The 10,864-nt window shown below is 45.8% G+C and carries 9 protein-coding genes; 6 read left to right on the top strand and 3 right to left on the bottom strand.

Annotation, left to right across the window (positions count from 1 at the left end):
- Positions 1-244: 244 nt before the first annotated feature.
- From ltaS1 to AC0DBE_RS14455, 6 genes are all read left to right on the top strand, one after another.
- The gene (gene ltaS1 / locus AC0DBE_RS14480; protein ID WP_472962619.1) at positions 245-2,164 is read left to right on the top strand and encodes a lipoteichoic acid synthase LtaS1; all 1,920 of its coding nucleotides are present in this window, start codon (positions 245-247) and stop codon (positions 2,162-2,164) included.
- A 236-nt stretch (positions 2,165-2,400) separates the two neighbouring features.
- Positions 2,401-3,165 (top strand): glucose-1-phosphate cytidylyltransferase, encoded by a 765-nt coding sequence (locus AC0DBE_RS14475; protein ID WP_472962617.1) that lies wholly within the window; start codon positions 2,401-2,403, stop codon positions 3,163-3,165.
- Positions 3,166-3,171: 6 nt separating this feature from the next.
- The gene (locus AC0DBE_RS14470; protein WP_472962615.1) at positions 3,172-4,140 is read left to right on the top strand and encodes a GDP-mannose 4,6-dehydratase; all 969 of its coding nucleotides are present in this window, start codon (positions 3,172-3,174) and stop codon (positions 4,138-4,140) included.
- A 23-nt stretch (positions 4,141-4,163) separates the two neighbouring features.
- Complete coding sequence (locus AC0DBE_RS14465; protein WP_041906756.1) at positions 4,164-5,075, top strand: putative nucleotide-diphospho-sugar transferase; 912 nt, start codon at positions 4,164-4,166, stop codon at positions 5,073-5,075.
- A 28-nt stretch (positions 5,076-5,103) separates the two neighbouring features.
- On the top strand, positions 5,104-6,267 hold the full coding sequence (locus tag AC0DBE_RS14460) for a glycosyltransferase family 2 protein (RefSeq protein WP_041520885.1): 1,164 nt from the start codon (positions 5,104-5,106) through the stop codon (positions 6,265-6,267).
- A 14-nt stretch (positions 6,268-6,281) separates the two neighbouring features.
- Complete coding sequence (locus AC0DBE_RS14455) at positions 6,282-7,217, top strand: putative nucleotide-diphospho-sugar transferase (RefSeq protein ID WP_041520886.1); 936 nt, start codon at positions 6,282-6,284, stop codon at positions 7,215-7,217.
- Positions 7,218-7,247: 30 nt separating this feature from the next.
- On the opposite strand, the gene AC0DBE_RS14450 is transcribed toward AC0DBE_RS14455, so the two are convergent.
- The 3 genes from AC0DBE_RS14450 to AC0DBE_RS14440 all read right to left on the bottom strand — a co-directional run bounded on the left by AC0DBE_RS14450 (position 7,248) and on the right by AC0DBE_RS14440 (position 10,774).
- The gene (locus tag AC0DBE_RS14450; RefSeq protein ID WP_061187087.1) at positions 7,248-8,477 is read right to left on the bottom strand and encodes an MFS transporter; all 1,230 of its coding nucleotides are present in this window, start codon (positions 8,475-8,477) and stop codon (positions 7,248-7,250) included.
- A 111-nt stretch (positions 8,478-8,588) separates the two neighbouring features.
- Positions 8,589-9,296, bottom strand: a complete 708-nt coding sequence (locus tag AC0DBE_RS14445; protein ID WP_072565920.1) for a YjjG family noncanonical pyrimidine nucleotidase — start codon at positions 9,294-9,296, stop codon at positions 8,589-8,591.
- A 92-nt stretch (positions 9,297-9,388) separates the two neighbouring features.
- Positions 9,389-10,774, bottom strand: coding sequence for an amino acid permease (locus AC0DBE_RS14440; RefSeq protein WP_114150817.1), 1,386 nt, complete (start codon positions 10,772-10,774; stop codon positions 9,389-9,391).
- Positions 10,775-10,864 lie beyond the last annotated feature (90 nt).

Raw genomic sequence — 10,864 nt, 5'->3', positions numbered from 1 at the left:
AACCCTTTTTTTATTTCCGAGAAAAAATGTGAAACGAAATGAAGGCTTCTTTCGTCCAGTGTTTGGTCGAAATGGTTGCAATAAAATTGGTATGGTGCGAAGCATAAATATTCCGGCTTACCGCGGTGTATTTATTTGTTGTGTGATGCCTTGATTTTGTTTGGAAAGAAGGAATTGAAAGGCAGGATAAAGAGCAGGTAAATATGAATGAAGACTTAAAGTGTTTAAGAAAGTAGAGGTTGCCATGAAGAAACTTTTTTCTTACAAACTTAGCTTTTTTGTGCTGGCTGTTATACTGTTTTGGGCAAAAACGTATTTATCCTACAAGACTGAGTTTAATCTTGGGGTAAAAGGCACAACCCAGGAGATCCTCCTGGTATTTAACCCGTTCTCAAGCGCGGTCTTCTTTTTAGGACTGGCTTTGCTTGCGAAAGGGCGTAAATCAGCCATTATCATGCTGATTATCGATTTCGTAATGACATTTGTGTTATACGCAAATATTTTATTCTATCGTTTCTTTGACGATTTCTTGACATTCCCGAACATTAAACAGTCCGGAAATGTCGGAAACATGGGAGACGGGATTTTCAGTATCATGGCCGCTCATGATATTTTCTATTTCTTAGATATCATTATTTTGATTGCGGTATTGATCTGGAGACCTGAATTAAAACAATACAAAATGAAAAAACGCTTTGCATCTTTAGTGATCCTTTCCGGGGTCGCACTGTTTTTCATCAACCTGCACTATGCGGAAAAAGACCGTCCGCAGCTGCTGACAAGAACGTTTGACCGCAATTATATCGTGAAATATTTAGGTCTTTACAATTACACCATTTATGACGGTGTTCAGACGGCTCAAACGGAAACGCAAAGAGCCTACGCGAGCAGCGATGATTTAACAAGCGTCGAGAATTACACGACGTCTCACTATGCGAAACCGAATGCCGAGTACTTCGGCTCTGCCAAAGGCAAAAACATCATTAAGATTCACCTGGAAAGCTTCCAGTCATTCCTGATTGACTACAAGCTGAACGGTGAAGAGGTGACGCCGTTCTTGAATAAACTTGCACACGGCGGGGAAGATGTGACGTATTTTGATAACTTTTTCCATCAGACAGGCCAGGGAAAAACATCTGATGCCGAGCTGACAATGGATAACTCCATCTTCGGTCTTCCTGAAGGCTCCGCGTTTGTGACAAAAGGCGAAAACACATATCAGTCACTTCCTGCAATTTTGGATCAAAAGGAAGGCTACACAAGCGCCGTCCTGCATGGTGACTACAAATCGTTCTGGAACCGTGACCAGATTTACAAACATATTGGATATGATAAGTTCTTCGACGCAAGCAGTTATGATATGTCAGATGAAAACATCGTGAATATGGGACTCAAGGATAAGCCGTTCTTTACTGAATCGATTCCAAAACTTGAATCTCTTAAACAGCCGTTTTACGCCCATTTAATTACGTTGACAAACCATTATCCATTTAACCTGGATGAAGAAGATGCGTCCATTAAGAAAGCGACAACCGGTGATAAAACAGTTGATAATTACTTCCAGACAGCCCGTTATCTTGACGAGGCGCTTGAGCAATTCTTCAAGGAGCTGAAGGAAGCCGGTCTGTATGACGACTCAGTCATCGTGATTTACGGTGACCATAACGGTATTTCTGAAAATCATAACCGTGCGATGAAAGAAATTCTTGGAAAAGAGATCACAGATTATCAAAACGCGCAAAACCAGCGTGTGCCGCTGATGATCCGTGTTCCTGGCAAAAAAGGCGGAGTGAACCATACGTATGGCGGCGAAATTGATGTCATGCCGACACTTCTGCACTTACAAGGAATTGATTCGCAGAAATATATCAACTTTGGTACTGATTTATTCTCTATAGACCACGACGATACAGTGGCGTTCAGAAACGGAGACTTCGTGACGCCGAAGTACACATCTGTCGACAATGTCATTTACGATACGAAGACTGGTGAAAAACTGAAAGCGAATGAAGAAACGAAGAATCTGAAAACAAGAGTGAACCAGCAGCTGAGTCTGTCAGACAGTGTCTTGTACAAAGACTTGCTGAGGTTCCACAAACTCAGCGATTTCACAGCCGTTGATCCGTCTGACTATCATTACGGCAAGGAAAAAGAAATCAAATAAGACGAGAAAGAGCCTTGAGCGGGCGCATTGCCTTCGCTCAAGGCTCTTTTTTTTGGTTACATAACCAACTTGAAAAAATAGATTCCATTTGGTCACCAAGGCCGCCTTTCTCTCATATCATTACAGTAGATTTTGAAACCGGTATTGAAGTGGACAAATTATCGGGGAAACGCCTTGATAGATTGTAAAGATGTACCAGGTTTCGAACTCAATATTCATAGAGATGAGGGGTAGAGATGAAAGCGGTCATTCTCTGCGGCGGAAAAGGAACGAGAATGAGTGAAGTCACGAATGACATTCCTAAACCGCTCGCCATGATAGGCGGCAAACCGATTCTATGGCATATTATGAAAATCTATCAGTACTACGGAGTAAACGAGTTTATTCTGCTTTTGGGCTATAAAGGAGAAAAAATCAAAGAATACTTTCTCGACTATGAATGGAAGCACAACAGCCTGACTCTCGACAGCTCTACGGGAGAGGTACAGATGCTGGGGCAGCCTGAAACGTGGAAAATTACGTTTTTGGAGACAGGGGAAGACACACTGACAGCCGGAAGAATCTTGCAGGCAAAAGACTATATCGGCGATGAAACGTTTCTGCTCACCTATGGGGACGGGCTGGCCAATATCAATCTTTTCCATCTCATCAGCTATCATCAGACAAAAGGGGCTGCCGCGACTGTCACCGGCATTGACAAAGTCTCGCAGTTCGGCACCTTGACGGTTGAGGACGGCATGGCGAAAACATTTTCTGAGAAGACATCAAGTGACGGAATCATCAACGGCGGATTCTTCGTTCTCAGTCCCAAGGTTTTCGATTATTTGCCGAAGGACGGGAACATGATGTTCGAAGATGAACCGCTGAAGAACATTGCCAAAGACGGGGAGCTTGCCGTGTACCGCCATTATGGATTTTGGACGGCCATCGATACGTATAAAAATCTCTTAGAAGTCAACAAAATGTGGGATCAAGGACAACAAGTATGGAAGGTATGGTGAACTGATTTGAGTTTCTGGAAAAATAAAAACGTATTTGTTACGGGGTGTACAGGTCTTTTAGGAAGCTATTTGGTGAAAGAGCTGATCGAACAGGGCGCAATCGTTACGGGGCTTGTCAGGGATCATGTGCCTCAATCCAACCTTTATCAGGGAGAACATATCAAGAAAATGAACATCGTGCAGGGCTCTCTTGAAGACTTGCCTGTGATTGAACGCGCGCTTGGCGAGTATGAAATTGACACAGTCTTTCACCTCGCTGCACAAGCAATTGTCGGCGTGGCCAACCGCAACCCGATTTCTACCTTTGAAGCGAATATCCTCGGCACATGGAATATTCTCGAAGCCTGCCGCAAGCATCCGTTAATAAAGCGGGTGATTGTCGCTTCAAGTGATAAAGCTTACGGCGATCAAGAAAAACTTCCGTACGATGAAAATATGCCGCTGCAAGGCAAGCATCCGTACGACGTCTCAAAAAGCTGCGCAGATCTGATCAGCCACACGTATTTTCATACGTACGGGCTTCCGGTCTGCATCACGCGTTGCGGGAACCTGTACGGCGGCGGGGATTTGAACTTCAACCGCATCATTCCGCAGACGATTCAGCTTGTGCTGAACGGGGAAGCGCCGGAAATCCGCAGCGACGGGACCTTTGTCCGCGACTACTTCTATATTGAAGATGCTGTTCAGGCTTATATGCTTCTTGCAGAAAAAATGGAAGAAAACAATCTTGCCGGAGAGGCCTTTAACTTCAGCAATGAGATCCAGCTGACTGTACTTGAACTGGTAGAAAAAATCTTGAAGAAGATGAACAGTGATCTGAAGCCGAAAGTGCTGAACCAGGGAAGCAATGAAATCAAACATCAATATTTATCCGCGGAAAAAGCAAGAAAGCTGCTGAATTGGACACCGGCCTACACCATTGATGAAGGACTTGAAAAAACGATTGAGTGGTATACGGAATTCTTCAAAAAGTAATGTGAAACGAGGTGAACATGACTGTGACCAGCGCGTATTGCACCGTTTTATCAAAAGGGAGATTATATCAGGCAGTCGCCTTATTTAAGTCTTTAGAGCAAGTTGACCAAGACAGTCCCATTTTTACGCTATGCATGGATGAAGATACGCACCGCGTCTTACAGAAACTGAAGATGAAGCAGCTGAATCTTGTGCCGGTGGCCGCGCTCGAAAATGAAATGCTTCTGAAGCTGAAGGAAACTAGAGATCAAAGCGAGTACTGCTGGACGATGAAGCCGATCTTTCTGCAAGCTGTGCTAAACAGCAATCCCGAGCTGGAGCGTGTAACGTATATTGACGGGGATCTCTTTTTCTACGCTGATCCGTCGCCGATTTTTGAAAACCAGCCGGACTGTTCGGTGCTGCTTTCACGGGGGGATATCGTAATCCCTTCTTTTGAGAAAGAGCAGATTGACATGCTGCAGCGTCTTTTAGGCAGATATAACTCAGGCTTTATTAGCTTCAAGCATGATGATGCCGGCACGGACTGCCTGGAGTGGTGGAAGGAACGCTGTCTTGAGGAATGCAAAAATGCCCCGGGTGAAGGGAAATTCGGTGATCAGGGCTATTTGGATTATATGTCTGAGCTGTTTCCGAATGTGTGTGACATTACGACACCCGGTGTGAACATCGGCCACTGGAACTACGGACAGCATACGTTTTCCTGGGAGGATGGCCGGATTGTGCTGGAGGATGGCAGCCCGCTGATCTTTTACCATTTCAGCGGATACCGAATCGTCAGCATCAATCAAATCAAACAGATTCATGAAACAACCCGCACCGATCTGCCGTTTATGCATGAACTGTACCAAGAGACGCTGCCGCATATCATTCAGCACATCAAAACGTTAGACCCTGAATTTAACGGTTTTGCTTCAAAAGATGACAACAAATAAATGATTAAATACAGGAAGTGAAAATGAAGTGAAAGCAAGCGTTATTATTCCTGCATATAATTCAAAGGAGCGCCTGTATAACAGCCTTCTGTCATTAAACCAGCAGGAGTGCGATGAAGAATTTGAAGTCATTGTAGCAGACAATGGCTCTGAAGACGGGACGCTCTCAATGCTTGAGACATTTCAAGCAGACTTTCCGCTGATCTTTACACGGATTAAGGAAAACAGGGGCATTGCGTACGGACGAAATCAGGCAGTTCGCAATGCCAGAGGAGATATCTTGATTTTCCATGATAGCGATATGCTTGCGGCAAAGGACCTTGTGGCAAAGCATATTAAAGCCCATGAGAACGAAGAGAATCTCGTCGTGTGCGGTTTGTTTTGGAAACGGATCTACAGTTTTTATTATGAACGCTTTGAAGATGAACATAAGGAACAGCTCGCAAAGCTCGTAGACGAAATGCCGGAAAAAGACAAACAAAAGCTGCTGCAGGAAGCGGACATCAAAAACGGAAGCTTTCTGGATAAAAGCTTTGACCTCGATACCGATTTTATTGACGTGCTCAAGCGGATTTTAGAGGAGTACGGCGATGACCTGAAAGGCTATCATATGCCATGGCGCTTTTTTATCACGAATAACTCTTCTGTTAAACGCAAGCATGTGGTTGACCTCGGTTTATTTGATGAAGGCATTGTGCGGTACGGGTTTGAGGATTATGACCTCGGGATCAGACTTCATCAGGCCGGACTGACGTTCAGGCTGCATCGCGACATTGTCAGTGTTCATCAGGAGCACCCGAGCAATTGTAAGTCTGTAGACGATATTCGGGCAAACATTGCCTATATGTGCGATAAATACAACAATATTCGCTCCTTAGACGTTCATCTCGCTTTTAATGGGCCGTTCCCTCCTGACATGACGAACGGCATCATGGCTGATATTCATAAGCTTTTGGAATCTCAGAAATACGACTTGCTGCTGAATGTGTTTCTTGAGCTGCTCCATGTTGTTAAAGAGCGCAACATTGACCCGGATTGGCGAAAGAAAGCCCCAAGGGTGACGGCGAAAAGCTTTGATTTGCAAACTGTCCGTAAGCTTCTGCCAAAAGCGAAGAAAAAGCTTGGCGTGAACGATTTTGCCAACGCACTGTATGCGCTTGTCAACGATTTGCTGCACGTGGATCTTAGATAATTGGATGTGGTATAGTGAGTACATTTCATTTTTCAACGATAGTGTCAAGGACGCATATCTTTAAGCTGATGCCCATGATTCATTCTCTCCATGAGCATTGCGATGATTTTCATTTGTATGTGCTGTGTGTCGATCAGAAAGCGTATGAATTGCTTCAGCACGTACCATGGGAGCATGTGACCTTTGTGCAGCTGCATGAAATGGAAGACCCGGAGCTGCTGCAAGCGAAAAGCAATCGAACGTTTCATGAATATTGCTGGACATTGAAGCCGGCCTTTCTGTTCCATGTCATGAGCAAGTGGGATGACGCAGAATACTTTGCTCATATGGATACCGATCTGTTTTTCTTTTCTGATCCGGCACGTATTTTTACGGAAAACCCAACGGCTTCTCTGTATTTGACCGATCACCGCAACTCGCCGCGGTTCATAACCTACTATGAGCGGACCGGCCGCTTTAACACAGGCTTTGTCGGTGCCGGGAATACGAAGGAAGCATATGAAGCGGTGTGGCAGTGGAGACAGGAGTGCATTGCATTTTGCACGGTAGAAATGGATACGGAACGAAAGACGTACGGCGATCAAAGATATGTGGAGAAATGGCCAGCGCAGTATAAGGGTGTGCATGTTGTCAAGTCAATCGGAGCCAATACAGCGCTTTGGAATATCGAAAACTATAAGGTCGGGCATAAGGACGGCCGCGTGTATGTAGATGAAACGCCGCTGATATTCTATCATTTCTCCGGGTTTACACTCGTTACGGAAAAAGAGTTTAATCTTTGCTGGTATTACCGAATTGAAGATGAAGCGACAGTTGAAATGATTTATATGCCGTATGTATTAAACCTGAAAAAATGGATTGACGAAATTCAGTCAGCGTTTCCGGACTTTGCGGACGGCTTTATCCCGAAGCACGCAGTGCCTGACACTCATTTTATACAGCTGGATTAAGAAACCCCTGCCGGATGTGGCAGGGGTTTTTCAGCTATGCCATTCTCTCAGCTTCTGATCGCTCGGCAATAGGAAGGCTAGGATGCCGAGGACAGGGAGAAAGGCAATGGCAATCATCGTCGGGGTCAGTCCTGCGGCGTCAATCAGAGCGCCCAGCGCCACAGCGCCGATCGCGCCCATCCCGAAGGCGAGCCCGACGGTCAAACCTGACATTGTGCCGATTTTTCCAGGGACAAGCTCCTGTGCGTAGACAACCGTTACGGAAAAGCTCGACATCAGAACCAAACCGATCAATGCAAGCACGCCATAGGCGAGCACCGGGCCGGCAAATGGAAGCACAATCGCCAGCGGCGCCGAGCAGAGCAGCGAACCGAGGATCACGAAGCGTTTTCCGAAACGGTCTGCAAGCGGGCCGCCGAGAAACGTGCCGACAGCGCCGAACAGCAAAAAGACAAAAATATAGCTTTGTGCTTGCTGAATGCTTACGTGATATGTATCCATCGCGTAAAACGTGTAAAAGTTGCCGATCGCACTCGTATACCAAGAACGTGCAAAAATGAGAAATATAATAATGATAAGAGCAGATACAACAGACTTGGTGATGGCCGTGTTTTCAGCTGTTTTCTTTTGTTTGCCTGACTTCTGGGCAAGGCTTCCGATACGTGCGGCATACCATCTCGCAATATACAGCAGAAACATAACCGCGAGCGCGGCGACAAGCGTGAACCAAACGGCGCCGAATTGTCCGAGCGGCACAAGAATCAGCGCGGTAATCAGAGGCGCCATCGCCTGGCCTGAGTTTCCGCCCACCTGATAGATCGACTGGGCGAGCCCGCGTTTTGTGCCGGCGGCCATATACGCCACACGGGAGCCTTCCGGATGGAAAATGGCGGAGCCTAATCCGATAAAAAACACACAGCATAAGATCGTTATGAATGAAGGGGCAAATGCAAGGCCCAAAATGCCGAGCATGCTGGCGGTCAAACCGATTGGCAACGCGTACGGCCGCGGCCGTTTATCGGTATACCAGCCGACGACAGGCTGCATCACAGATGACACCATGTTTAATGTGAAAGCGATGATGCCGAGCTGTGTAAACGTCAGGCTCATGGAGCGTTCCAAAATAGGGAACATGGCCGGAATCACGGCTTGCAGCGAATCGTTGAGCATATGGCAGATTCCGATGATAATCAAAATCGGATACACCGTGGTGCCGGGTTTTTGAACTGTTTTTTCTTTTAGCGGGGCGGCGATAGCCAAATGAGTCTCCTCCTTACATATATAGCCAAAGCATACCACCATATTATTCATAAGGTGAAGAATTTATCAAGAGGAAAAAAGACTCTTCTAAAAGAAACGCCGCCAGCATGATTAGCAGCTGACGGTATGTTCGATATTCAAAATGTGATACAGCTTTTCAAGCTTGTGAATCTCATAAGTTGGCATGATCTCTGACTCATTTATCTTCATGTCAGGGTTAACCCAGCAAGTATCAAGCCCGGCGAGCTGTCCGCCTTTGATATCAGCAGTGAGTGAATCGCCGATGATTAATGTATGCTCTGCCGAAAATTGGGGAATCCGTTCAAATACGTAATCGAAGTATTCCTTCATCGGTTTTTGAAAGCCTGTATCTTCAGAAACGAAAATATCCTTGAAGAACGGAAATAATCCTGAATCACGGAGGCGCTTGTACTGTGTCTTAGACACGCCGTTTGACACGATATACAAATCAAACTGATGCTGCAGACTTGAGATGAGATCGAAGGCGCCGTCAATAAGCTGATGCTCTTCTTCAAGAAAGCTGCGGTATTTTTGTTCAAGCAAGGCACCATCCGCCTCATAACCATATTCCTTAAACAAAGCAGAAAAACGGGTGTTCAGGACTTCATCCCGTGTCATTTTTCCTTCTTCAAAGGCTCTCCACAAACCTTGATTGATTGTTTTATACTGCGTCTTCATTTCAGCTGTTAAAGGAATAGTCTGATCTTCAAACAGCAAACGCAGCGCTAATGCTTCTGCCGCTTTAAAATCAAGGATGGTATCATCTACATCAAATAATAAAGTGCGGTATTGTTTCATCGGTTTGTCTCCCTTTCTCATATGTACTCAAAAGTATAGCACATAAAAAAAGGAAAAAGCCGGCGGGTGAGGCACCGCCGGCTGAAAAGAGATTATTTGTTTAATAAGCTGTGTTTTCTTGCATACAGGAAATAAACCAGCGTTCCGACAGCGATCCAGATGACAAATGAAAGCCATGTGACGCCGGGAAGGCTGTACATGAACCATAGACAGATACCTGCACTGATAATCGGCACAACCGGAACAAACGGCACTCTGAAGGACGCTTTGATTTCCGGGTATTTCTTTCTTAACACAATGACAGCAATTGAAATGACCGTAAACGCCGCCAGCGTTCCCATGTTCACCAGGTGGGCCAGAGTTCCAAGGTTAATAAACCCGGCGATTCCCGCTGCAACGATACCAGTCAGCCATGTATTGCGGAACGGGGTTTTAAATGACGGATGAACCTTTGCGAACAATCCAGGCAGAAGGCCGTCTCTGCTCATGGCAAATGTCAAACGGACCTGAGCGTACAGCAAAGCGAGCATAACCGTCGTAATCCCGATAATCGCACCGACAGAAATAATTCCGGCAACAGCGTCCTGGCCGACGAATTTCAGCGCAAAGGACACCGGATCTCCGACATTCAATTTCGTATAAGGCATCATGCCTGTCAGCACAAGCGATACCGTGATGTACAGAACGGTACAAACGGCAAGAGCTGAAATAATGCCGACGGGCATGTTTTTTTGCGGATTTTTCACTTCCTCTGAAGCGTTAGACACCGCGTCAAACCCGAGGTACGCGAAGAACACAGTTGCCGCGCTGACAATGACGCCTTTCATCCCGAACGGCATAAAAGGAGACCAGTTATCCGGTTTGACATAGCCGAGGCCGACAATAATGAACAATAAAATGATCCCAATTTTCATCAGTACGATGACGTTGTTAAAACGTGTGCTTTCCTTGACGCCTCTGCTGACAATCGCAGTGATGATGAGAATGATCACTGCAGCCGGAAGATTAAACACGGCGCCCGGCGTGCTTCCTGGCGCTCCTGACAGTGCAGCAGGAATATGAAGGTTGAAGCCGGCAAGCAGTGATTGAAAGTATGATGACCAGCCGGTGGCAACCGCTGATAATGCAATGACATATTCAAGCATGAGATCCCATCCAATCAAAAAGGCGAGCATCTCTCCAAGTGTCACATAGGAGTATGAGTACACGCTTCCCGAAATCGGAATCGAAGACGAAAACTCAGCATAGCAGAAGGCAGCAAGCGCACAGGCGAGCCCGGCTAAAATAAACGATATGATGAGGGCGGGACCTGCACCGGTTGCGGCCACTGTTCCTGTAATGACAAAAATCCCTGTACCGATCACACAACCGATACCAAGCAAGGTTAAATCAAATGCGCTTAACGTGCGGGCAAGGCTTTTTGACTTGCTCTGCGCACTCAATGTTTCAAGCGGTTTTTTTCTGAATAATGAACTCATCAAAAGTTCCTCCCGGAAAATTCAAAATATTCTAATCATTATATACAGTTCTTGTTGTATTATATTGTCGAAATTTGGCGCAGTCAATCA

The sequence above is a fragment of the Bacillus sp. VA15 genome, from assembly GCF_055721145.1.
This window is presented reverse-complemented; position numbering and strand designations above follow the sequence as displayed.

Coding starts and splice junctions, on each gene's coding strand:
- ltaS1 (WP_472962619.1), top strand. CDS start 245: ATGAAGAAACTTTTTTCTTACAAACTTAGCTTTTTTGTGCTGGCTGTT.
- AC0DBE_RS14445 (WP_072565920.1), bottom strand. CDS start 9,296: ATGAAACAATACCGCACTTTATTATTTGATGTAGATGATACCATCCTT.
- AC0DBE_RS14440 (WP_114150817.1), bottom strand. CDS start 10,774: ATGAGTTCATTATTCAGAAAAAAACCGCTTGAAACATTGAGTGCGCAG.
- AC0DBE_RS14475 (WP_472962617.1), top strand. CDS start 2,401: ATGAAAGCGGTCATTCTCTGCGGCGGAAAAGGAACGAGAATGAGTGAA.